A 21,950-nucleotide genomic window follows, 5' to 3' on the forward strand; every position below is an offset into this window, starting at 1 on the left:
GCACAAGCCCAGGGACCCAGCTTCTGTCGGGAGGGGCCCGCGAAGCGGGAGGGTCCCCGTTCTGCGAGAGAGGGGAACATCCCGGAGCCCGTCACCGAAAGCATCCGTAGAACAACGGCAAGAACGAGAAAGGCCGCCGCCTCCCGAAGGAGACGACGGCCCGAAACTTCTCAGACTCAGCCGATGAAGGCCGCGAGGTCCTTCTCGAGGGCCGGCTTCGGCTTCGCGCCGATGATGGTCGTCTTGACCTCACCGCCCTGGAACACCTTCATCGCCGGGATCGACGTGATCTGGTACTTCATCGCCAGCTCGGGGTTCTCGTCGACGTTGAGCTTGAGGATGGTGATCTTGTCGGGGTTGTCGGCCTGGATCTGGTCCAGGACCGGGGCGACCATACGACACGGTCCGCACCATTCGGCCCAGAAGTCCACGAGAATGGGACCTTCGGCCTGCAGTACGTCCTGCTCCCAGGTCGCCTGGCTCGTAGCCTGTGCACTCATCAGAGTTTCTCCTTGTTCGAGGTTCGTCGGATACAACAGCCGACCGGGGGAAAGTGTTCCCGTAGGTCAGGCGGTGATGATCTCGGCCGCTTCGGCGGCCGGGAACTCGACGGAGGCGTCTTCGAGGTCGGCGAGGAAGTGCTCGGCGTCGAGGGCGGCGACCGTTCCGGAACCGGCAGCGGTGATGGCCTGACGGTAGGTGGGGTCGATCACGTCGCCGGCGGCGAAGACACCGGGAACCGAGGTGACCGAGGAGCGGCCGTCGACCCAGATCGTGCCCTCGGCGGTGAGCTTCAGCTTGTCGTGCACGAGGTGCGTGCGCGGGTCGTTGCCGATGGCGACGAAGAGACCGTCGAGGGGCAGGTCGCGCAGCGTGCCGTCTTCGGTGGAGCGCAGCTGCACGCCCTCGACCGAGTCCTTGCCGAGGATCTCGGCGACTTCGCTGTTCCAGATGAACTCGATCTTCTCGTTCGCGAAGGCGCGCTCCTGCATGATCTTCGACGCGCGGAGGGTGTCCTTGCGGTGGATCACGTAGACCTTGTCGGCGAAGCGGGTGAGGAACGTGGCCTCCTCCATCGCGGAGTCGCCGCCGCCGACGACCGCGATCGTCTTCTCGCGGAAGAAGAAGCCGTCGCAGGTGGCGCACCACGAGACGCCGTAGCCGGAGAGGCGCTCTTCGCCCTCGATGCCGAGCTTGCGGTACGCCGAGCCCGTCGCGTAGATGAGGGTCTGGGTCTCGTGCACCGTGCCGCTGCCGAGGGTGACCTTCTTGACCGGTCCGTCGAGCTCGAGCGACGCGACGTCGTCGTAGACGACCTCGGTGCCGAACTTCTCGGCCTGCTCCTGGAACTTGGCCATGAGCTCGGGGCCCTGGATGCCGTCGGGGAAGCCGGCGTAGTTCTCGACCTCGGTGGTGTTCATCAGCTCACCGCCGACCTCGACCGAGCTCGCGATGAGCAGCGGCTCGAGGTTCGCGCGCGCCGCGTAGATGGCGGCGGTGAAACCGGCGGGGCCGGAGCCGATGATGACGACCTGACGCATGAAATGCTCCCTGTGAGAACTGCAATGCCATCGAATGATGTCCGACAGCTTCAACCCATGGTAACCGCGCGGCATTCCCGCGACGGGAGACGCTCAGCGACCGGGCAGGAAGCGCCGGGCGAGGGCTCCGGCGGCCTTCAGTTCGGGAGCGCGGAGCAGGGCGAGGATGCCGAGGTAGACGACCACGACGACGAGTCCGACGATCGCGGTACCGAGGGCGCCCTGGAACTTGTCGGCCATCGTCCAGCCGTCGACGCCGCCCAGCAGCACGAAGGCGCCCCATCCGGCGAAGCCCGCGGGGACGCCGGCGAGGGCGAAGCGGCCGATCGCGGCCATCCAGGAGCGGATCTGCAGGCCGCCGATCTTGCGGTGCAGCAGCCAGGTGGCGACGATCGTCTGCACGATGCTCGCGATCGATTGGCCGAAGGCCACGGCGGCGGCGAGCGAGGTGAGCGGGATGATGCCCGCCTCACGCAGGCCGAGAGCCCCGAGGGCCGTGCCGACGATGAGCACGCACTGGAAGATCGTGAACCAGAACGGCGTGCGGGTGTCGTCGTAGGCGTAGAAGGTGCGCTGCACGATGAACAGGATCGTGAGCGGGATGAGGCCGAACAGGTAGGCGATCAGCACGAGGGCGGCCGCCTGGGCGTCGTCGGCGTTGTCGGTGAAGACGCGGGAGGCGGGGATCGCGGCCGCGGCGACGGCGGCGGTGGCGGCGACGATGAAGAACAGCAGGGTGCGGATGCTCTGCGCGATGTCCGCGCGAACCTCGTCGTCTCGTCCGGCCGCGGCGTGCGCGCTGATCTGCGTGAAGTACGGGGTGCCGATCGAGAGCACGATCACCGAGTAGGGGAGCATGAAGATGAGCCAGGCGTTGGCGGTCACGGTGGCCGAGGCCCCGAGGCCCGACACCTCGCTCACGAGATAGCCCTGGTACATGCCGGCCGCGAGGCTCGCGAACGCCATGAGGAACGTCCATCCGGCGAGCCGGCCGACGTTGCCGAGACCCACACCGCGCCAGCGGAAGTCGGGCTTGAGGGCGAGTCCGGTGCGGCGCCAGAACACGAGCAGCACGAGGGCCTGCAGCGCGATGCCGAGCGTGGCGGTGCCGCCGAGCACGGTGATCATCTCGGGCGTCCAGTCGGCGGCCTGGGTGGAGACCGGGCCGAAGAGGGCGCCGAGTGCGAGGAAGCCGGCGATCGAGACGATGTTGTTGACGACGGGTGCCCACGTGAAGGGACCGAAGATCTTGCGCGCGTTGAGCGCCTCGCCCAGCATCGCGTACAGGCCGTAGAGCAGGATCTGCGGCAGGCACCAGTAGGCGAGAGCGGTGGCCAGCGCCAGCGCATCATCGCTCGCCTTGCCGGCCACGAGGTGCACGAGCCAGGGCGCGGCCGCGGTGGCGATCGCGGTCACGACCACGAGCACGACGGTGCCCAGGGTGAAGAGCTTCGAGATGAAGGCGTTGCCGCCGTCGGCATCCGCGGTGGCCTTCACGATCTGAGGGACGATCACCGCGGTGAGGATGCCGACCGAGATCAGGGAGAAGACGCTGTTCGGCAGCTGGTTCGCGTAGGTGAAGGCGTCCGCCGCCTCGGAGGCGACCGATCCGAGTACCCCGACGAGCACGATGCTGCGGAGCAGCCCCGTGATGCGGGAGACGAGGGTGCCGGCGCCGATGATCGCGCTCGCGCGCCCGAGACTGCTCACGTGGTTTCTTTCTCTCCGGCGTCGATGTCCTCGTGGGTCTGGGCCGGGGCATCGATCGCGGCATCCGTCTCGCCACCCTCGACCGACGACTCCCGACGTCGACGGAGCACCGTGCGGATCACGCCGCCGACGATCAGCAGCACGGCGAGACCGCCGAAGATGACGAGACCGATCGTCTCCCACTCGGCGCGCACCGCGACGCGCACCGTCTGCGGACCGTCGATCAGTGCGCCGGTGGGGCTGTAGAGGTTCAGGCGCAGATCGAGCTCACCGCTGCCGACGCGCGCAGAGACGGGAACCTTCACCCGGGCGCTGGAGTTCGCCTGCACGACGACCTCGTTGCTGCCCTGCACCTCGAGGCGGGGGTCGGTGGGCGCGACCGTCAGGCGCAGATTGACCGGCCACGGCAGGTCGTTGCGCACGCTGAACGGGAGGTCGGCATTGGCGCTGAGCAGCTGGATCGTGCTCGACGGGGGGATGCTGACGGCGTGGAGCGTGTCGTTCGTCGCCGCACGGTGCACGGCCACGTTGGTGCTGAACTTCGTCTCGGGCACGCCGACCGCGATCTCGCGCAGCACGCGGATGCGCTCCCGGCCGAGCAGCACCTGCGGGTCGTCGAGGATCGTGGCGAAGGTGCCGAGCGTGCCCTCGTCGACCAGCATGTTCTGGAGAGCACTGACGCGGAGGTCGTCGACGGCACCGGTGAGGGCGACGCCCGCGGCAGGAGCCGAGCGCACCGACGACAGGTCGAATCCGGGGGAGTCGACCGCGGCGATCGCCTCACGAAGCGCTGCGGCGTCTCGGGTCTCGTCGCGGTCGAGGCCGACCAGGAGCGGGCCCTGCGGCGCCGCCTGCCCGGCGAAGTAGAGCTGTGCACTCGCTGCGGCGAGCCAGCGCTGCCGGGCGCCCGAAGCCGATTCGCCCGCGGCACCGGAGATCGCGGCGGAGATCGCCTCGTCGACGACGAGCAGGTCGTGCCCGTCGGTCGTCGCGTGCGCGGTGTCGACGGCATCCGTCGCGGACGACGAGACGATCGTCGTGACCGCGCCGCCGAAGTAGGAGGTGAAAGTCGCGAGGTCTTCGGAGCGGGCGCCCGCCAACGGCCAGACGATTCCCTCGATGGCGTCGTCGATGGTCGTGAGCGTCTCGTCGTCGGGCAGCACGGGCGCGTCGGTCGCGGAGGGCGTCGGAGACGGCGTGGAGGTGCCGGGGGTCGGCGTGGCCGTCGCCGGGGTGCTCGGGAAGTTCAGGGGGTTCACGAAGGGCGCGAGGGTCGTGGGCTGCAGCAGCTCCGGCAGCTGCGCCTGCGCCTGCACCGTCGCATCGGCGTCGCCGAACTGCAGGGCGAAGCGCTCGTTGGGGAGATCGTCGAAGCGCTCGAGCCAATCGGTCGCGTTCGCCGGCGCCGAGGTGCCGAGCACCCGGATCGCCGCGACGATCGCGGGGTCGATGGCGATCACGGCCGCCGTGCCCGAGACGCCGTCGAGAGCGGCCGTGAGAGCCCCGTCGGCCGCCGTGAGCTCGGCGAGCTCGTCGGCAGTGAGCAGCACGCCGTCGGCAGGAGTCGCGGTGATGGGCACGATCACGCCGACCTGCACGGCATCGGCGGTCACGACGAGCACGCTGTCGGCCGAGACGTTGCGCGACACGAAGTCATCGCTGCCGACCGTGCCGGTGCTCGCTCCGCTCAGTCCCGCCCGGATCGGATAGACACCGGGAGCGAGCTCGGCGAGGGACTCCGGCGGGATGTCGACCGAGACGCGGTCGGAGCCGCCGGCGTCGACGGCATCCGTCGCCTTCGATCCGAGGGTCTCGAACTCTCCGGGCGCCGACGTCTCGTCGAGCCAGGTCGAGACGGCCGTGCCGTCGGAGAGCGGAGTGCGGTTGATCTCGACCGTGACGGTGCCGGTCGACAGGCGGGCATCGGTGTCGTTCTGCAGCGAGAGGGATGCCGTGGCCGACGCACCGGGGGTGATCCTGCCGTGCGAGCCGATCGCGACGGAGAGCTCGACGATGCCGGCATCCGTCGTCTCGTCGTCGCCGTCGGCCGCCATCGCCGGAGACGCGACCGCGCCGAGACCGGCCGCGAGGGCGAACGCGGCCGCCGCGCTCGTGAGTCGCCGAAGACGCGCACGGAGGCGTCTGTCGGGGGTGCTCGCGGTCATGAAGGTCTTCCTCGAACGCCCGGGAAGAGGGCGGAATCGTGAGTACTGACCTTGTGATTCTAGAAGGCGCGCCGGAGGAGAACCCTGAAGACGCGTAGAGTGACGGCCGTGTCCGCCTCTGCAATGCCCGTTCCCGACCCGCTCGGATGCGCCTCGCTCGCCGCCGACCTCGACGCCGCCGACCTGCGCTCCGCACCGTTGCGCCGCCTGTGGGGCGAAGAGGCTGACGACGCCCTGGCCCGCGGTATGCGTGAGCCCATCCTGCGCGCGATCGAGGGTGACGAGGGAACTCTCGCGACCCTGGGGCGCTTCTTCGTGCTCGGGATGCCGCAGCAGCGACGCTCCGTCGAGGAGGCACTCCCGAGGCTCGGCGTCGACGGGCTGACGGCTCTCGGGCTCGCCACGGCATCCGACACCGTCGTCACGCCCACGGCGCTCCTGCGCCCGCAGTCGTTCGTCGACGCGGACGGCGTCGGCGAGTGGTGGATCGCGAGCGACCTCGACGAGGTCGCGCTCGGCAGCGCACTGCCCGCCGACCACGTGCTCGGAGTCGGCGGCGCCTCGCGCACCCTCGCCGAGATCGTCGTGCCGATCGAGGTGGAGCGCGCTCTCGACCTCGGCACCGGATGCGGCATCCAGGCGCTGCTCGTGTCGCGCCGTGCCGGACGGGTCATCGCGACCGACATCTCCTCCCGGGCCCTGGCCTACGCCGAACTCAACGCGCGCCTGAACGGGATCGGCAACATCGAGTTCCGCCTGGGCAGCATGTTCGAGCCCGTCGCGGGGGAGGCGTTCGACCTGATCGTCTCGAACCCGCCCTTCGTCATCACACCGCGCACCGAGGGCGTGCCCGCGTACGAGTACCGCGACGGCGGACTCATCGGAGACGCGCTCGTCGAACAGTTCGTGCGCACCGCACCCGCATTCCTCACCGCGGGCGGCAGCGCCCAGCTGCTCGGCAACTGGGAGTCGCGCGACGGGGTGAAAGGCCTGGCGCGTTTGGACGCCTGGGTGCCGGGCGACCTCGACCTCTGGGTCGTCGAGCGCGAGGAGCTCTCGCCCCTCGCCTACGCCGAGCTGTGGATCCGCGACGGCGGCACCACCCCACGCGATGCGGAGTTCACGCCGCTGCTCACCGCCTGGCTCGATGACTTCGCCGCACGCGGGGTGACCGCGATCGGCTTCGGATACGTGCTCATCCGTCGCGGAGACGCCCCCGTGCTCCGACGCAGCGAGCACGTCGGCCAGGCCGTGTCGGGCGTGGGCGAGGCGCTGGGCCGCGGACTCGTGGCGCACGACCTGCTCGCGAGCGGAATTCCCGCGACCCTCGTCACGGCATCCGATGTCACCGAGGCCCGGCACCTGCTGCCCGGCAACGACGACCCCAGCGTGATCGAACTGCGTCAGGGCGGCGGCTTCGGGCGCACGGTGAACGTCGACCCGGCGCTCGCCGCATTCGTGGGCGCCTGCGACGGCGAGCTGACGGTCGGGCAGATCGCCGCGGCCCTCGCCGACCTCTTCGACGTTCCGCTCGCCGATCTGTGGGCCGAGCTGGAGCCGCGCATCCGGGCGCTGCTGATCGACGGGTTCCTCGCGGCGGAATAACCCGCGGCATCCATGCGTTCGAATACACCATGAAGGCTTTCGGATTCCTCTCGTTCGGCCACTACGCCGATGTCCAGGGTTCGGCGACCCGCACCGCGGGCGACATGCTGAAGCAGACCATCGAGATCGCCGAGGGCGCCGATGAGATCGGGGTGAACGGCGCCTACGTGCGCGTGCACCACTGGGCCCGCCAGGCCGCCTCGCCCATGCCGCTGCTGTCGGCGATGGCCGCGCGCACGAAGCGCATCGAGGTCGGCACCGGCGTGATCGACATGCGGTACGAGAACCCGTTCCAGTTCGCCGAGGAGGCGGCTGCGCTCGACCTGATCGCCGACGGACGCATCGCGCTCGGCGTGAGCCGTGGGTCACCCGAGACGGCTCTGCGCGGCTACGAGACGTTCGGCTTCCACGATGAGGAGGATCCCGAGCGCGGCGGTGTGATGGCCCGCGAGAAGTTCGACCTCTTCCTGCGCGCGATCGACGGCGAGGGCCTCGCCCCCGGCGACCCGCGGATGGTCGGCGCCGGACGCTACCTGCAGATCGAGCCGCAGTCGCCCACGCTCCGCGACCACATCTGGTGGGGCTCGGGATCCCGAGCCACCGCTGAGGAGACGGGGCGCAAGGGCCTCAACATGATGAGCTCGACGCTGCTCACCGAGGCCACGGGCGTGCCGTTCCACGAACTCCAGAGCGAGCAGATCGCGCTGTTCCGCGCGGCCTACAAGGAGGCCGGTCACACCGGCGCGCCGCGCGTCTCGGTGAGCCGCAGCGTCTTCCCGCTGATCACCGACATGGACCGGGCGTACTTCGGTCTGCGCAGCGAGGACAGTGGCGACCAGATCGGCATCATCGACGGTTACCGCTCGACGTTCGGCAAGACCTACGCCGCCGAACCCGACGTGCTCATCGAGCAGCTGAAGAACGATTCCGCCGTCATGGCCGCCGACACCCTGCTGCTCACGATCCCGAACCAGCTCGGCCCCGCATACAACCTGCACGTGCTCGAGTCGTTCGCGAAGCACGTCGCGCCGGCGCTCGGCTGGAAGCCGAACACCGAGGGCCCGGTGCAGGGCGACCCCGTCGTCTGAGACGCGCCGGGCGCGGCATCCGTTCCCGGTTCGGCGTCTCGAGGGTGGGCGTTCGCCGGGGCCGGCCAGCCGTTGACACGGCGCGCGGGATGGTCGACAGTGGGTTCGCCGTGTCGGATGCCGCGGCATCCGCTCCTCGGACATCGGAGAACCCATGACCCGCGTTCGCGTCGATCTCAACATCTCTCTCGACGGCTTCGCCACGACCACCGACCAGACCCCGGAGAACCCGTTCGGCGAGGACTGGGGTCGTCTCACGGCGGCGTATGCCGCGACGCGCACGTTCCGTGAGCGGGTGTTCCACGACACGAGCGGTGCGGGCACGACCGGGGTCGACGAGAAGTACGCCGCACGCTATTTCGAGAACATCGGCGCCGAGATCATGGGCGCCGGGATGTTCGGTCTGCACGCGAACCCCGACGACCCCGACTGGCGCGGCTGGTGGGGCGACGAGCCGCCCTTCCACGCGCCGGTGTTCGTGCTCACGCACACTCCGCGCGAGCGCATCGAGTTCGCGAACGGCACGTCGTTCGAGTTCATCGACGCGGCGCCCGAAGAGGCGTTGCGACGCGCGGTCGAGGCTGCGGAGGGTGCAGACGTGCGGGTGGGCGGCGGAGCGACGACCGTGCGCGAATACCTGCGCGCGGGTCTCGTGGACGAGCTGCACGTCGGCATCACCCCGATCCTCATCGGCAGCGGCATCCGCTTGTGGGACGACCTGCGCGGACTCGAGTCCGGATACTCCGTCGCGTCGGAGACGGCCGAGTCCGGGGTCGTGCACCTGACGTTCTCGCGCGCGAACTGACCGTCGATCAGGCGGAAGTTCTCTTCGCCTCGCTGGGATACCGATGTAGCCTGGCGCCATGCGCGCGAAGCCAAGCAGCATCGTCATCGGAGTCCTGGCCCTGGTGGCTGCCGTCGCGGTGGTCGCGAGCCCCGCGTCGGCCGCGACCACGACGCAGTGGGCGACCTGGCAGCCATTGACCGGCACGAGCGGTGCGTATTCGACCTCGGTGCAGATCACCCCCGACCCGTCCATGGTCGCGATCGTGACCAGCACCTCGCGCTCCGGTCAGGTCGGCGTGATCTCGGGCGCATCGACGTGGCTCTCGCAGGGCACCCCCGTCGGCGCGAAGTACGGATCCAGCCGGGACCAGCCCTATCTGAACCTGCGCCCGCAGGCCGACACCCCCACCGGATCGTCGACGACGACGTACTCCTTCCTCGACCCGACACCCACCGCAGGCTGGACCTTCGTGCTCGGTGACATCGACGCCGACTCCGTGCGCATCCAGGCCACCGGTCCCGACGGACAGGCGCTCACCGCCGACGAGCTCGGGTTCCGCGGCGGCTTCAACTACTGCGCTCCTGGCGTGGTCGGCAAGCCGTCCTGCACCGGATCGGCCACCGATGTGCCCACCTGGGACGACACGACCCTTACGCTCACCGGCAACGCCGGTGCGGTCGACACCTCGGGTGCGGCGGCCTGGTTCGAACCCTCCGCCCCCATCACGACCCTGAGCTTCGTCTTCACCCGCCGCTCGGGCCTGCCGGTGTACCAGACGTGGTTCGCCTCGCTCGCGCGCGACGTCAGCGGAACCGTCGTCGACGACGCCGACGTGCCCCAGGCAGACGTCGGACTCACCCTGACCGATGCGAACGGTCGGGTCGTCGCGACGACGACGACCGGCGCCGATGGCACCTATTCCTTCCCCGGCATCCAAGGCAGTGGCGGGTACACCGTGCGAGTGAGCGCGCCCGAGGGAATGATCGCGGAAGGCCCCTCGACCCGACCCGTCGACCTCAGTGAGACGGATGCCGTCGGCGTCGACTTCGTCGTGCGCGACATCGTGCCGGTCGCGGTCTCCGGACGGGTGGTCGACGAGAACGGCAACGGTGTCGGCGGGGTCACGGTGGTCGTCGACGGGACCGCGCTCACCGCGATCACGGAGTCGGACGGGCGGTACCTCTTCGACACCGTGCCCGTCGATGACCACGTGGTGCGCGTCATCCCGCCGGGCGGCTTCTCGACCGCCGACGAAACGCGCTCGATCTCGGTGCCGGACGACAGCGAGGAACCGATCACGATCCCGCCGGAAGAAGACTTCGTGCTGCTGACGAACGCCGATCTGAGTGGCGTCGTCACATCGCCGGCGACGGGTATCGGCGTGAGCGGGCGGTGGTGACCGTCACCGACCCCGACGGGAACATCGTCGCGACGACCGTGACCCGCCCGCTCGGCGAGTACACGATCCCGCGCCTTCCGCCGGGCGACTACACGGTCACGATCACGCCGCCGAGCGGATACGCGCCACTCGGACCCACCAGCGCGACGGTCGAGCTCGGTAGTGAGTCCCTGACCGACGTGAACTTCGAGCTCGCCCTGCTGGGGAGCTTCTCGGGAACCGTGCGGGATGCATCGGGTGCCCCGGTCGCCGGGGTCGCCCTCACGCTCGAGGGTCCGGGGGGAACGCGGCAGCTCGTGTCGGCGGAAGACGGCTCCTACAGCCTCGGCGGTCTCGCACCTGGAGACTACGTCCTGACGGTCGTCCCGCCCGAGGGCACGCAGGCGGTCGACTTCGCGCGCCGCTCGTTCGGTTTCCTGCCACAGGGCGGCGGCACCGTCATCGCCCAGGACTTCGTGCTCGCCGCGGTCGTGGTCGAGCCCAGCCCGTCGCCGGATCCTGACCCGCCGACGACGCCCGTCGTACCGCCGGCACCGGGCACGGGTGGTGCGGGCACCGGAACGCTCCCCGGAACGGGCCTCGGCCCCGAGACCTTCGCCTGGGCGGCCGGCGGAGCAGTCGTGCTGCTGCTCGGCGCGATGCTGCTCGTCGTGTCGCGTCGGCGGGCGCGTGGGCGCGACGAGGGGTGAGGCATCCGTTCTTCGCGTTCACAACTCCTGAGAATCTGGGCGTTCAAGGCCGGATTCGATTGTGTTCGGAGTGCTGAAGCAGTTTTCTCCGGAGTTATGGACGCCCGGCCGGGTGCACCAGCCGGAACAGCTCGCACACGACCGGCATATCCGGCGCGAAACCCCGCGGATTCTCGGAGTGCGCGCGCCAGTACCGCTCGTGCGCGGCGCGCCAGTACTCGAGCGTGCGGTCGCCCTCGCCCTCGGCGTGGGCGTGCGCGGCCTCGACCTCGTCGAAGGGGACGATGCGGATGCTCGTCGTCTCGATCACCGCGCGCGGTGCTCCGGTGCCGTCGAGGATGATGCTCAGCTCGCCCTCGACGGGGAGCGGATCGCTTGCTGCTTCGTAGTCCCAGACCGATGAGGCGGTGCCCGTCTTGATGCCCTCGAGCACCAGAGCCAGCAGGTCATCCGCGTGCGCGGGGGTCGCGCCGAAGGCCCAGGCCAGGGGCACGGCGGTGGGAAGCTCCGGATGCTCCGACCGCACCCCTTCCCAGAACGAGGCGAGGGCGGTGGGGTCGGCGGTGATCATGACCTCAGCCTAGGCATCCGATCAGGAGGCGGGCGGCCCGAACAGCTCCTCGCCGTGCTCGTGCAGCAGTCGGTAGGCGTCGGCGAACGTCTCGGGGTCGGGCTCGCCGGGCTTTCCATAGCGCGACAGCAGCAGTCCGAGGAGTCCCCGCGCGGGCGGTGTGAGGGGCTTCATGCCGGAGGGGTCTCCCGGCTTCGGCTCGAGCTCTTCGGGGTTCGGCGGCGTGTAGGCGGGAGTCGTGACGGGCCAGTCCGAAGGATGCCGCGGCTGATCGAGGTTGATGGCCTCGAACAGCGTGTTCGCCGAGGCGTCGCGGTCGTTGAGAGGCCTCAATCCGTGGAGCCGCGAGAGAGTGGCGGTGACGGTGCCGTGATGCATCTCGTCGTGCACGATCGTGCCGCGCTTCGTGTACGCCGACACGGCGATCGCGGGAACGCGGCATCCGAGGCGGTCGAAGGTGAACCCCATCTCGCCGGCACCGGTGTCGGCGGTCGGCTTGGTCGCGGCGGGCGGTGGCACGTGGTCGTAGCATCCGCCGTGCTCGTCGAAGGTGATGAGCAGCAGGGTGTTGACCGCGTTCGACCCCTTCGGTGAGGCGCTCGTGCGCACGGCCTCGTAGATGTCGTGAATGAGCCGGTCGCCGGCGCGCACGTCGGAGATCGCACTGTCGTAGACCGGCTCTCCGTCGACCGTGCTCTCGCGGGGCGAACCGAACGGCGGGTGGAAGTCGTTGTGGTCGTAGACCATCCGCGGCTCGATGAACGCGTAGGCGGGGAGGGTGCCGTTCTTCGTGTCGGCGTAGAAGTCCTCCATCGTGCCGAAGTGGTCGGTGCGCCAGTACTTCTCGAGCACGGCGGCGTGCAGCATCCCGGTGAACGAGACGAGCTGCAGCTTGTCGATGTAGATCTTCCAGCTCACCTTCTTCTCTTCGAGCCGGTTGAAGACGGTCGGGGCGGCGGGAGCGTCGAGCCACTTCTTGTAGCCGCCGCCTGCCTGGTTGGTGACGAAGCCGTGCGAGGTCGACGCGTGGAAGAAGGAGCGGTTGCAGAAGGTCTGCGAGGGCACGCCGGCGTACCAGTGGTCGAAGACCGCGAACTCGCTCGCGAGGGTCGAGAGCACCGGGAGCATCTCGGGCGAGAACGAGCCCATGATGTGCGCGGCCTCTTCGGGCTTCGGCTCCGTGCCCGTGCGCAGGCGACGGAAGTTGATGATGTAGTCCTCGAGGAACCCCGACATCGTGGCCTTCTCGCCGTGCGTCGGGGCGTTGAACGGGGCGGTCATCTCGTCGACGAACAGATCGGCGTTTCCCTTCGGGTCGACCGTGCCGAAGATCTGCGTGTTGACGTGCGGGTACTCCTCGCCCGGGTCGGGATCGGGCAGGCTCATGATGCGGTCGGTGTCGCCGGTGTAGACGTGAGCGTCGACGACGGTGCCATCGGATGCCGTGTTGCTGTGCTTCCCGAACGCGAGCCCCTCGAACGTCTCGCCGGCCGGCAGCGTCTGCTGCGAGTACAGGTAGCCGAGCAGGTTGTCGAAGGAGCGGTTCTCGCCCATGACGACCACGAGGTGGTCGAACCCGGGCTCGCTGCGCGGGGTGAGGGCGGCGAAGGGGTCGGGTTCGGACGCGAAGCCGTTGCGGGAATTCTGCGCGGCGACGGATGCGCCGATGGCCGCTCCCGCCGCACCGCCGACGACAGCGCCGGCGAACGCGGCCCCACCCATCTTGAGGAACCCGCGCCGCGACGGGGTGCGGGCGGCGTCGGGATTCCGGTCGGATGCCGGATCGGATGCCGGGGGAGGGGTGCTGTCGTCGGCCATGGGGTGATCCTATGGCGGGGACGTCGGCGGCGGAATGCTGGAACGCACCCCGTCGCATCGGTACCGTGGATGCATGAGCCACGCGGGAGACTCCTCGGTCGATGCACGGGTCAGAGCCGTCGAGAAGGATTACCTCTCGCGCCAGACTCGCCTCTTCATCACGTTCGCGCTGATCGAGGGGCCGGTGCTGCTCCTCGGCGCCGTGCTCATCTACGGGTTCGAGCTCATCGATCCCGAGGTCGGCATCTGGTTCCTCGTCGCGGTCGCCGTGATCGGCGGCGGCGTGCTGAGCATGATGCTGCTGCGCCTCATCCAGGGTCGGGTGCAGGCGATCGACCGGGCCCGGGGAGAGAACCCGCTGTTCTGAGGGCACGACCACACCGCCCGACTACGCTGGAACCCATGCTCAACATGGCCGAAGGCCTCGACCGTCTCGGCGCGCTCGCCGCGCATCCGGTGGTGCGCACCCTCGCCACGGCGTTCGCGGATGCCGGGTTCGACCTGGCCGTCGTCGGCGGTCCCGTGCGCGATGCGCTGCTCGGGCGTGCAACCCACGACCTCGACTTCACGACCGACGCTCAGCCCGACGACATCCTGCGCATCGTCACCCCGATCTCGACCGCGCAGTGGGACATCGGCCGTGCGTTCGGCACGATCGGTGCGCGCGTGCAGAAGGAGCAGGTCGAGATCACGACCTACCGCGCCGACAGCTACGACGGGGTGACGCGCAAGCCCACCGTCGAGTTCGGCGACACGATCGACGCCGATCTGCTGCGTCGCGACTTCACGGTCAACGCGATGGCGCTGCAGGTGCCCTCGGTGAAGCTCGTCGACCCGACCGGCGGGGTCGAAGACCTCATCGCGGGAGTGCTCCGCACCCCGACCGACCCCGACGTCTCGTTCGGTGACGACCCGCTGCGCATGCTGCGGGCCGCCCGGTTCAGCGCGCAGCTCGGCTTCCGCATCGACGACGACACCGCCGACGCGATCACCCGGCTGCGGTCGACGCTCGAGATCGTCAGCCCCGAGCGCATCCAGTCCGAGCTCGTGCGCCTCATGCAGACCGACGACCCGGTGCGGGGCATCCGCGCTCTCGTCGAGACCGGACTGATCGATGAGTTCCTGCCCGAGGTGAGCGCCCTCAAGCTCGAGGTCGACGAGCACCACCACCACAAGGACGTCTACGAGCACTCCCTGACGGTGCTGCGCCAGGCGATCTCGCTCGAGCACTCCCGGCATCCGGGTGCCGAGCCCGACGTGGCGCTGCGCATCGCGGCTCTGCTGCACGACATCGGCAAGCCCCGCACACGCAAGCTCGAAGACGGCGGAGCGGTCACGTTCCACCACCACGACATCGTCGGCGCCCGCATGGCGCGCAAGCGCCTGCAGGCCCTGCGGTTCGACACCGCCACGACGGATGCCGTCGCCACCCTCATCGAGCTGCACCTGAGGTTCTTCGGCTACGCCGAGGGCGCCTGGACGGATGCCGCGGTGCGCCGTTACGTGCGCGATGCGGGCCCCCTGCTCGAACGCCTGCACATCCTCACCCGTGCGGATGTGACCACGCGCAACAAGCGCAAGGCGGGGCGACTTTCGTCGGCGTACGACGACATCGAGTCGCGCATCGCGGCGCTCGCCGAACAGGAGCAGCTCGACGCGATGCGTCCGGAACTCGACGGCAATCGCATCCAGGAGGTGCTCGGCATCCGTCCCGGTCGCGAGGTCGGCGAGGCCTACAAGTTCCTGCTCGACCTGCGCCTCGACGAGGGCGTGCTCGGTCCGGAGGTCGCCGAGGAGCGTCTGCGCGCCTGGTGGGCGGCGCGCGTCTGAGGCGCCGACGCGGGGGCGATGACGGCGGACGCACGGAGCTTTCGCCTCGCGGCCGAACCGCCTCGATCACCCGTGGGAGGGTTCCCACGGGCGACCTCGGCTTCTACACTGGGAGCACGCTCCACCCCCGAGGAACGGAGTCCCTGTGCCGTCGCAGTGGCAGTCTTCGCCTGAGGCCTCTCGCCTGATCATCGAGCGTGCGCACGAAGAGCTGCTCGCCGGCAACCTCGACGACCAGCGCCTGCAGCAGGTGCGTCCGCTCGTGCGGGCGTCATGGGAGCGGTCGTGGCGCGGACGCGTCGGCCCCGAGAGCCCACCCGCGCTCGAACTCGGCCTCGACGAGCTCGAGGAGTATCGGCGTGCGCACCCGCTCGCCGCCGTCATGGACACGATCCGCGGCCTGCTGCTGCCGGGCACTCCGGAAGACGCGGGAGTGGTGATCGCGATCGGCGACCAGGCCGGTCGACTGCTGTGGATCGAGGGAGACCGCCAGCTGCAGAGCCTCACCGACGACATGGGGTTCGTCGCGGGCGCGAACTGGGCGGAGGATGCCGTCGGCACGACCGCCCCGGGCACCGCGCTCGCCCTCGGACAATCGGTGCAGATCCGCGGCGCCGAGCACTACAACCGCCTGGTGCACCCGTGGTCGTGCACGGCGGCGCCGGTGCGCGACCCCGAGACGCAGCGCGTGCTCGGCGTGATCGACATCACGGGCGGGCCGGAGGTCGTGACCCCGCAGGCGCGACTGCTCGTCGATGCGACCGCCCGCGCCGTCGAGTCCGAGCTCCTGATCGCGCGCCTGCGCGCCCGCGCCGAGACCTCGCCGCGCGCGCACCACTTCGCGCCGACTCGTACCCGCGCCGCGGCGCGCGCGACCCTGCACGTGCTCGGCCGCGACAGGGCGCGGCTCGAGACGGCATCCGAGCATGAGGAATCGGTCATCGAGCTCAGCGCCCGGCACGCGGCCATCCTGCTGATGCTCGCGACCCACCGGCAGGGTCTGTCGGCCGAGCGCCTCACCGAGCTCGTCTACGGCGCCGACGTCTCGCCCGACACGCTGCGGCCCGAGATGGTGCGGCTGCGCAAGGTGCTCGAACAGCGGATGCCGGAACTGGTGCCCGAGTCGAGACCGTACCGTCTGCCCGTGACCCTCGACACCGACGCGCAGGACGTGATGTCGCTGCTCGACCGCGGAGCGCACCGCGTCGCGCTCACCGCCTATCGGGGGCCGGTGCTGCCCGAGTCGACCTCGCCCGGCGTCGAGGAGTTCCGTGAGACGGTGCGGGCGGCGCTGCGGGAGGCGATGCTGTCGGAGGCGAGCCTCGACGTGCTGCTCTCGTACGCCGAGATCCCCGAGGGGCAGTCGGATGCCGAGGCGTTGCGCCTCGCGCTCGAGATGCTGCCGGCCCGCTCGCCGAAGCGGCCCGGACTGGTCGCCCGGATCGAGCGACTCGAGCGCGCGCAGGCCTGAGGAGCATCCGCAACCGGGCGCAACGTTGCGCACCCGGGTGCAACGTCGCGCGACCTACCGTCGGAGGACAGCCGCGCACCGAGGCGCGGCCCAGCCCGAGGAGTCACGATGACCATCGTCGAAGAAGACGTGTCCACTGCCTACGCCGCCCCGGGTCAGCCGGGATCCCTGGCCGACTACCGCCCCCGCTACGGCCATTACATCGGCGGCGACTTCGTCGAACCCGCGAAGGGCCAGTACTTCGAGAACATCAGCCCCGTCAACGGCAAGCCGTTCACCGAGGTCGCCCGGGGCACCAGTGAAGACATCGACCGCGCGGTCGACGTCGCCTGGAAGGCCTTCGCCTCCTGGGGCAAGACGAGTCCCGCCGAGCGCTCGGTCGTCCTGAACAGGATCGCCGACCGCATCGAGCAGAACCTCGAGCGCATCGCCGTCGCCGAGACGTGGGAGAACGGCAAGCCGGTGCGTGAGACGCTCGCCGCCGACATCCCGCTCGCGGTCGATCACTTCCGCTACTTCGCGGGTGTGCTGCGGGCGCAGGAGGGCGGCATCAGCCAGCTCGACGAGAACACCGTCGCTTACCACTTCCACGAACCGCTGGGTGTGGTCGGGCAGATCATCCCGTGGAACTTCCCGATCCTGATGGCCGTGTGGAAGCTGGCCCCGGCGCTCGCCGCGGGCAACTGCGTCGTCATCAAGCCGGCCGAGCAGACACCGGCATCCCTCCTGTTCCTGTTCGAGATCATCGGCGACCTGCTGCCCGCGGGCGTCGTGAACATCGTCAACGGCTTCGGCATCGAGGCGGGCGCCCCGCTCGCGCAGCACAAGCGCATCCGCAAGGTGGCGTTCACGGGCGAGACGACGACCGGTCGGCTCATCATGCAGTACGCCTCGCAGAACCTCATCCCGGTGACGCTCGAGCTCGGGGGCAAGAGCCCGAACGTGTTCTTCGAAGACGTCGCGCGCTCGACCAGCGACCCGTTCTACGACAAGGCGCTCGAGGGCTTCACGATGTTCGCGCTCAACCAGGGCGAGGTCTGCACCTGTCCGTCGCGGGCGCTCATCCAGCGATCCATCTACGACGGATTCCTCGCCGACGGGCTCGAGAGGGTCGGGAAGGTCGTGCAGGGAAACCCGCTGGATCCGGCGACGATGATCGGTGCCCAGGCATCCAACGATCAGCTGGAGAAGATCCTGAGCTACATCGACATCGGAAAGCAGGGCGGTGCGCGGCTGCTCACGGGCGGCGAGCGGGTCGACCTCGGCGGCGATCTCAGCGAGGGCTACTACGTGGCGCCGACCGTGTTCGAGGGCACCAACGACATGCGCATCTTCCAGGAGGAGATCTTCGGCCCGGTGCTGTCGGTCACCTCGTTCGACGACTTCGACAACGCGATCGACATCGCCAACGACACCCTCTACGGGCTGGGCGCGGGGGTGTGGAGTCGCAGCGGCGACACCGCCTACCGCGCGGGCCGGGCGATCGAGGCGGGGCGCGTGTGGACCAACACGTACCACCAGTACCCGGCGCACGCGGCGTTCGGCGGGTACAAGCAGTCGGGCGTCGGTCGCGAGAACCACAAGATGATGCTCGACCACTACCAGCAGACGAAGAACCTCCTCGTCTCGTACGCGGAGGGCCCGATGGACTTCTTCTGATGGTCGACATCGGCACCTACCAGCGGGTCGCGGTGACGGATGCTGCGGCATCCCTCATCCGCGACCTCACGGTGCAGCACGGCCCGCTCATGTTCCATCAGTCGGGCGGATGCTGCGACGGCTCGTCGCCCATGTGCTACCCGGTGGGGATGTTCCTCACCGGGCCGGGCGACGTGCAGCTCGGGAGTCTCGACGTCGGGCTGGATGCGGAGGTCGAGGTCTTCATGTCGGAGTCGCAGTTCGAGTACTGGAAGTACACGCACCTCACCATCGACGTCGTGCCGGGTCGGGGAGCGGGGTTCTCGGTCGAAGGGCCGACCGGGATGCGGTTCCTGATCCGGTCGAGGATGCTCGACGACGCGGAGCTGGAGCACTTCGGGTTGGCGTGAGGTTCTCGGGGCGCGCGCGCTGCAGCGGAGGAGAACTCGCCCTCCGCAGGAAGCATCCGCCGTTTCGATCCTGCCGAACGCGAGAAGTCCTCCCAAACGGATGCCGCGGGGCGGGGCCCTTCGACGGGCTCATGGACCCAGTTGCTTGAGGCGGACGAGGCGGAAGCGACTCGCGAGCCACACCAGTGCGCCGAGGGCGAGCAGGGCGGCGAGGAGCCCGGCGACGTGCGCCGCGAGCACGGCGGGGCCATGCGACGGCAGGAGGAATCCGTACGGCACCCAGCCGTCGGTCGCGCCGCGGATGAGCACGACGACGATCCACACGAGCGGGTAGACCGTGACGACCCACAGGCGTCGCCAGGCCAGCACCGGGCGGTCGCGGATCAGCAGCCAGTCGAGCGCGACGAGCAGGGGGAAGACGGCGTGCAGCACCACGCTCACCCACGCCGGCGCCGACCCGGTTCCCGGCACGATCAGGTTGTAGATCACGGCCACGAGCAGCATGCAGGTGACGGCGACGCCGCGCGCGTACGACAACCCGAGCGGATGCCGTCGACCGCGCAGCGCGAGCGCTCCGGACACGAGGAGCAGGGCGCTCGTGAGCAGGCTCGTGAGGTTCGTGAAGTATCCGAAGTAGTCGATCAGGCTCGTGCGCCCGGCGCTGATGCCCAGCAGATAGGTGTGCACGAGCACGGTGATGACGGAGAGCCCGACGACGATTCGCGTGAGGCCGACGGCGCGCGAGGGGACGGGTGCGGGTGCGTCGGGCATGACGTTCACCCTAGTGAGGATGGGGGACCCTTCGACAAGCCCAGGGACCCAGGTCGAGGCTCAGGAACCGACGGTTGTGAAGACTGAATAACTGTGCAACGAAATGCAACGTGGCCCGGCATACGCTTTTCACAGGCGCCGATATACCGCTTGTCCCCAGCAGGCGAAGGCGTTGACGGCAGAGGCCGTCTGCAGAGGGAGAGTCGAACTTCTTCTGATCCCGAGGGGGGATGGGGTGGGCGCTGGTCCCCAGAACGGCACCCACCCCCACACTCGATACCGGCGTCCGCCGAACCGGGTCAGCGCATCGACATGAACGCGTACGCGACGCCGATGAGGATCACGATGACGAGCGGGATCCACGTCACCCGGCGCTTCAGCCGTCGGCCTTGCGGGGCGACGCCCGGTGGGGGAGTGAGCAGCCCGGCCGGCGGCGCGAACGGCAGGGGTGCGGATGCCGCGGCACCCGGCGCGACGGCATCCGATATCTGCCGATGCTGCGCACGCAGGCGGTCGTCGCGCCAGCGCGCCCACTGGTCGAACTTCGTCATCAGCGCTCCGACGACGCCGAACAACCAGGCCCACGTCGCCGGGTCGAGCGTCGACGCCTGGCGCCTCGTGTAGAGGAACATCCAGTCGTCGACGATCTCGACATCGAGCTGGGCGGCATGGTCGATGAACCGCGCCATGATGTCGGGTGTGAAGAGGTAGAGGGCGTCCTGCTCGTACCCCTCGGGGCAGTACAGCGTGAAGTGCCGGTCGAAGTCGCCCTCGAGTGACAGGCGCTGCGCGCGCTGGAACGACGCCGGCAGGTTCGAGCCGAAACCGTTGTTGCCGAGCGCGTCGAGCACGATGTTCGGCAGCGGCACGTCGAGTTTCACGGCGATGTAGCCCCAGCGGTACGTGGTCGAGCTCTTGCCGTGCTTGACCGTGTACTGGTAGTTGCCGAACTCGACGAACCGCGGCTGCGTTCCGCGCACCAGATCGGTCGCCAGCCGCCCCGAGCCGAGGCTGAAGATCATGCCCGGCAGCGGCGGGTTCGCGATGCGCTCGGTGTAGCTCATGCCGTTCGCCTGAGCGAACATGCCGATCCGATAGCGGCGGATGCGGTTGGCGCGCACCGTGAAGAACGTGATCACGGCGGCGGCGCCGAGGGCGAGCACGAGGAGCACGGCGAAGATCGAGGCGCCCGTCGATCCTCCCGTGCGCAGGGTGCTGGTGACGACTCCGCCGAGCACGACGACGCCCACGAGAGCGACGAATCCGAGCGCGATGACGCCGATCACCGTGCCGACGATCGTGCCGGCGGACGCCGGAGCGCGGCGCGCCTTGAGGTCGGCCGTGAACGCTCCGACCGCCCGCGGGTCGACCGGTCCGGTGAGTGCGCGGGCGTCGAAGGCGGATGCCGGATGCTGCGGCGCGCTCATCGATTCACCTCGTCGGCGTTCCACGAGAGGTCGGCGCCGCTCGGTATCTCGAGCGCCTCCAGCCCCGGCTCTGCGCAGATGGCGGCGACCAGAGCCGCCGATCCCGCGACGATGGTCGAGTCGTAGTCGACCTCGCTCACCATCACCCACGCGTGGTCGTCGGGCCAGAGGAGACCCGGGCTCTGCGCCGATGCGGGCGCACCGTGCGCCTCCGCCGGCCGATCGCGCCACGGGGCATCGAGGACCCACTCGGGGTCGGCGAACGCACTCGGCGGTGCGTCGAACAGCACGTACGCGCGGTTCGGGAGTTCGAGTCGCGGGCCCTCCGAGATCTCGCGCGACAGGATCCCCTCCTGCCAGGTCGGTTTGCGGAAGACGTTGTTGAACGGATCCCGCAGGCTGCGGGCGAGCATTGCGCGGTGATTCGGATCGTCGTCGCCGACGGTGTAGAACCCGCGGGAGGGCAGATCGCCGAAGAACCCCAGCAGACCGCCCCGCCCCTCCCAGAGCCCCGCGACACCGGAATCGGGAGTCGAGGTGTGGCGCAGGAGGACCGAGACGAGGGCGGCGAGGCTCTCGCCATCGAGCTCGCCGATGGCGGGAGACGAGAACTCGCGTCCGTCGGGGGCGACCCGTTCGATCCAGTCGCGCTCCCCGGGGGCACCCACGATGCCCGCCCACTGCGCGAGCGGGTGCATCGTCGTGCCGAACACCGCGGCCGCGTCGCCCCAGGTCGTCGTGGATTCGACGAGTTCGCGATACAGGAGCTCCACCTCGTCCGCCGGCATCCGCACGCGCTCCTCGGCCGTCGGCATCCGTCGTCCCGGAAGCTCGTGCACGAAGCCCGGATGGAAGATGCGCGCGTAGGCGGGAAAGCCCTGCGGAACGACACCGTGCATGGGCGGGAAATCGGGGTCGAGCCGCTCCCGCAGCCAATCGCCGACGGTCGGGTTCGCGATCCACTCCATGCGACCACGGTACCGGGGGGATGACGTCGAGACCGTACCGCCTTGTTCTGTACGTTTCACGC

19 protein-coding genes are annotated in these 21,950 nt (G+C 69.5%); 10 read left to right on the forward strand and 9 right to left on the reverse strand.

Features of this window, described 5'->3' with window-relative positions:
- Positions 1-176 precede the first annotated feature (176 nt).
- From trxA to ACI2JZ_RS06875, 4 genes are all read right to left on the reverse strand, one after another.
- Positions 177-500: a thioredoxin gene (gene trxA, locus ACI2JZ_RS06860; protein ID WP_247624063.1), complete on the reverse strand. Its 324-nt coding sequence runs from the start codon at positions 498-500 to the stop codon at positions 177-179.
- Positions 501-566: 66 nt separating this feature from the next.
- Positions 567-1,541 carry a thioredoxin-disulfide reductase gene (trxB, locus tag ACI2JZ_RS06865; protein ID WP_404596982.1) on the reverse strand — a complete coding sequence of 325 codons (975 nt, stop codon included), beginning with the start codon at positions 1,539-1,541 and terminating at the stop codon, positions 567-569.
- A gap of 93 nt (positions 1,542-1,634) precedes the next feature.
- Positions 1,635-3,251, reverse strand: a complete 1,617-nt coding sequence (gene murJ / locus ACI2JZ_RS06870; RefSeq protein WP_404596983.1) for a murein biosynthesis integral membrane protein MurJ — start codon at positions 3,249-3,251, stop codon at positions 1,635-1,637.
- The gene (locus tag ACI2JZ_RS06875; RefSeq protein ID WP_404596984.1) at positions 3,248-5,416 is read right to left on the reverse strand and encodes a DUF6049 family protein; all 2,169 of its coding nucleotides are present in this window, start codon (positions 5,414-5,416) and stop codon (positions 3,248-3,250) included. The genes murJ and ACI2JZ_RS06875 overlap by 4 nt, the downstream gene beginning before the upstream one ends.
- Before the next feature lie 123 nt (positions 5,417-5,539).
- Here ACI2JZ_RS06875 and ACI2JZ_RS06880 point away from each other — a divergent pair, with 123 nt between their 5' ends.
- The 5 genes from ACI2JZ_RS06880 (at position 5,540) to ACI2JZ_RS06900 (ending at position 10,984) form a co-directional block, all read left to right on the forward strand.
- A complete protein-coding gene (locus ACI2JZ_RS06880; RefSeq protein ID WP_404597428.1) occupies positions 5,540-7,021 on the forward strand; it encodes a methyltransferase in 1,482 nt (493 codons plus the stop codon).
- 29 nt (positions 7,022-7,050) lie between these two features.
- Positions 7,051-8,109: an LLM class flavin-dependent oxidoreductase gene (locus tag ACI2JZ_RS06885; protein WP_404596985.1), complete on the forward strand. Its 1,059-nt coding sequence runs from the start codon at positions 7,051-7,053 to the stop codon at positions 8,107-8,109.
- Positions 8,110-8,263: 154 nt separating this feature from the next.
- The gene (locus tag ACI2JZ_RS06890) at positions 8,264-8,914 is read left to right on the forward strand and encodes a dihydrofolate reductase family protein (RefSeq protein WP_404596986.1); all 651 of its coding nucleotides are present in this window, start codon (positions 8,264-8,266) and stop codon (positions 8,912-8,914) included.
- A gap of 58 nt (positions 8,915-8,972) precedes the next feature.
- A complete protein-coding gene (locus ACI2JZ_RS06895; RefSeq protein ID WP_404596987.1) occupies positions 8,973-10,295 on the forward strand; it encodes a carboxypeptidase regulatory-like domain-containing protein in 1,323 nt (440 codons plus the stop codon).
- The gene (locus tag ACI2JZ_RS06900; protein ID WP_404596988.1) at positions 10,292-10,984 is read left to right on the forward strand and encodes a collagen binding domain-containing protein; all 693 of its coding nucleotides are present in this window, start codon (positions 10,292-10,294) and stop codon (positions 10,982-10,984) included. The genes ACI2JZ_RS06895 and ACI2JZ_RS06900 overlap by 4 nt, the downstream gene beginning before the upstream one ends.
- 94 nt (positions 10,985-11,078) lie before the next feature.
- On the opposite strand, the gene ACI2JZ_RS06905 is transcribed toward ACI2JZ_RS06900, so the two are convergent.
- Both ACI2JZ_RS06905 and ACI2JZ_RS06910 read right to left on the reverse strand, forming a co-directional pair.
- On the reverse strand, positions 11,079-11,555 hold the full coding sequence (locus ACI2JZ_RS06905) for an ASCH domain-containing protein (RefSeq protein WP_404596989.1): 477 nt from the start codon (positions 11,553-11,555) through the stop codon (positions 11,079-11,081).
- Positions 11,556-11,576: 21 nt separating this feature from the next.
- On the reverse strand, positions 11,577-13,373 hold the full coding sequence (locus ACI2JZ_RS06910) for an alkaline phosphatase family protein (protein ID WP_404596990.1): 1,797 nt from the start codon (positions 13,371-13,373) through the stop codon (positions 11,577-11,579).
- A gap of 73 nt (positions 13,374-13,446) precedes the next feature.
- Here ACI2JZ_RS06910 and ACI2JZ_RS06915 point away from each other — a divergent pair, with 73 nt between their 5' ends.
- The 5 genes from ACI2JZ_RS06915 to ACI2JZ_RS06935 all read left to right on the forward strand — a co-directional run bounded on the left by ACI2JZ_RS06915 (position 13,447) and on the right by ACI2JZ_RS06935 (position 18,722).
- Positions 13,447-13,740, forward strand: coding sequence for a hypothetical protein (locus ACI2JZ_RS06915; protein ID WP_247624072.1), 294 nt, complete (start codon positions 13,447-13,449; stop codon positions 13,738-13,740).
- A 35-nt stretch (positions 13,741-13,775) separates the two neighbouring features.
- Complete coding sequence (locus ACI2JZ_RS06920; protein ID WP_404596991.1) at positions 13,776-15,203, forward strand: CCA tRNA nucleotidyltransferase; 1,428 nt, start codon at positions 13,776-13,778, stop codon at positions 15,201-15,203.
- A gap of 145 nt (positions 15,204-15,348) precedes the next feature.
- Entirely contained in the window at positions 15,349-16,674 is a 1,326-nt protein-coding gene (locus tag ACI2JZ_RS06925) for a GAF domain-containing protein (RefSeq protein ID WP_404596992.1), read from the forward strand.
- Between the two features lie 108 nt (positions 16,675-16,782).
- Positions 16,783-18,333 (forward strand): aldehyde dehydrogenase family protein, encoded by a 1,551-nt coding sequence (locus tag ACI2JZ_RS06930; RefSeq protein WP_404596993.1) that lies wholly within the window; start codon positions 16,783-16,785, stop codon positions 18,331-18,333.
- On the forward strand, positions 18,333-18,722 hold the full coding sequence (locus ACI2JZ_RS06935; protein ID WP_404596994.1) for a DUF779 domain-containing protein: 390 nt from the start codon (positions 18,333-18,335) through the stop codon (positions 18,720-18,722). The genes ACI2JZ_RS06930 and ACI2JZ_RS06935 overlap by 1 nt, the downstream gene beginning before the upstream one ends.
- 129 nt (positions 18,723-18,851) lie before the next feature.
- Here ACI2JZ_RS06935 and ACI2JZ_RS06940 read toward each other — a convergent pair whose 3' ends face one another.
- The 3 genes from ACI2JZ_RS06940 to ACI2JZ_RS06950 form a co-directional block, all read right to left on the reverse strand.
- Positions 18,852-19,493, reverse strand: coding sequence for a Pr6Pr family membrane protein (locus ACI2JZ_RS06940; RefSeq protein ID WP_404596995.1), 642 nt, complete (start codon positions 19,491-19,493; stop codon positions 18,852-18,854).
- 299 nt (positions 19,494-19,792) lie between these two features.
- A complete protein-coding gene (locus ACI2JZ_RS06945; protein WP_404596996.1) occupies positions 19,793-20,920 on the reverse strand; it encodes a hypothetical protein in 1,128 nt (375 codons plus the stop codon).
- A complete protein-coding gene (locus ACI2JZ_RS06950; protein WP_404596997.1) occupies positions 20,917-21,888 on the reverse strand; it encodes a hypothetical protein in 972 nt (323 codons plus the stop codon). Before ACI2JZ_RS06950 ends, ACI2JZ_RS06945 begins: the two co-directional genes overlap by 4 nt.
- Positions 21,889-21,950 lie beyond the last annotated feature (62 nt).

The organism is Microbacterium sp. NPDC087868, assembly GCF_044900755.1.
GTDB classification, from domain to species: Bacteria; Actinomycetota; Actinomycetes; order Actinomycetales; family Microbacteriaceae; genus Microbacterium; species Microbacterium galbinum.

Coding starts and splice junctions, on each gene's coding strand:
- trxA (WP_247624063.1), bottom strand. CDS start 500: ATGAGTGCACAGGCTACGAGCCAGGCGACCTGGGAGCAGGACGTACTG.
- trxB (WP_404596982.1), bottom strand. CDS start 1,541: ATGCGTCAGGTCGTCATCATCGGCTCCGGCCCCGCCGGTTTCACCGCC.
- ACI2JZ_RS06875 (WP_404596984.1), bottom strand. CDS start 5,416: ATGACCGCGAGCACCCCCGACAGACGCCTCCGTGCGCGTCTTCGGCGA.
- ACI2JZ_RS06880 (WP_404597428.1), top strand. CDS start 5,540: ATGCCCGTTCCCGACCCGCTCGGATGCGCCTCGCTCGCCGCCGACCTC.
- ACI2JZ_RS06885 (WP_404596985.1), top strand. CDS start 7,051: ATGAAGGCTTTCGGATTCCTCTCGTTCGGCCACTACGCCGATGTCCAG.
- ACI2JZ_RS06890 (WP_404596986.1), top strand. CDS start 8,264: ATGACCCGCGTTCGCGTCGATCTCAACATCTCTCTCGACGGCTTCGCC.
- ACI2JZ_RS06895 (WP_404596987.1), top strand. CDS start 8,973: ATGCGCGCGAAGCCAAGCAGCATCGTCATCGGAGTCCTGGCCCTGGTG.
- ACI2JZ_RS06905 (WP_404596989.1), bottom strand. CDS start 11,555: ATGATCACCGCCGACCCCACCGCCCTCGCCTCGTTCTGGGAAGGGGTG.
- ACI2JZ_RS06910 (WP_404596990.1), bottom strand. CDS start 13,373: ATGGCCGACGACAGCACCCCTCCCCCGGCATCCGATCCGGCATCCGAC.
- ACI2JZ_RS06915 (WP_247624072.1), top strand. CDS start 13,447: ATGAGCCACGCGGGAGACTCCTCGGTCGATGCACGGGTCAGAGCCGTC.
- ACI2JZ_RS06920 (WP_404596991.1), top strand. CDS start 13,776: ATGCTCAACATGGCCGAAGGCCTCGACCGTCTCGGCGCGCTCGCCGCG.
- ACI2JZ_RS06930 (WP_404596993.1), top strand. CDS start 16,783: ATGACCATCGTCGAAGAAGACGTGTCCACTGCCTACGCCGCCCCGGGT.
- ACI2JZ_RS06935 (WP_404596994.1), top strand. CDS start 18,333: ATGGTCGACATCGGCACCTACCAGCGGGTCGCGGTGACGGATGCTGCG.
- ACI2JZ_RS06940 (WP_404596995.1), bottom strand. CDS start 19,493: ATGCCCGACGCACCCGCACCCGTCCCCTCGCGCGCCGTCGGCCTCACG.
- ACI2JZ_RS06945 (WP_404596996.1), bottom strand. CDS start 20,920: ATGAGCGCGCCGCAGCATCCGGCATCCGCCTTCGACGCCCGCGCACTC.
- ACI2JZ_RS06950 (WP_404596997.1), bottom strand. CDS start 21,888: ATGGAGTGGATCGCGAACCCGACCGTCGGCGATTGGCTGCGGGAGCGG.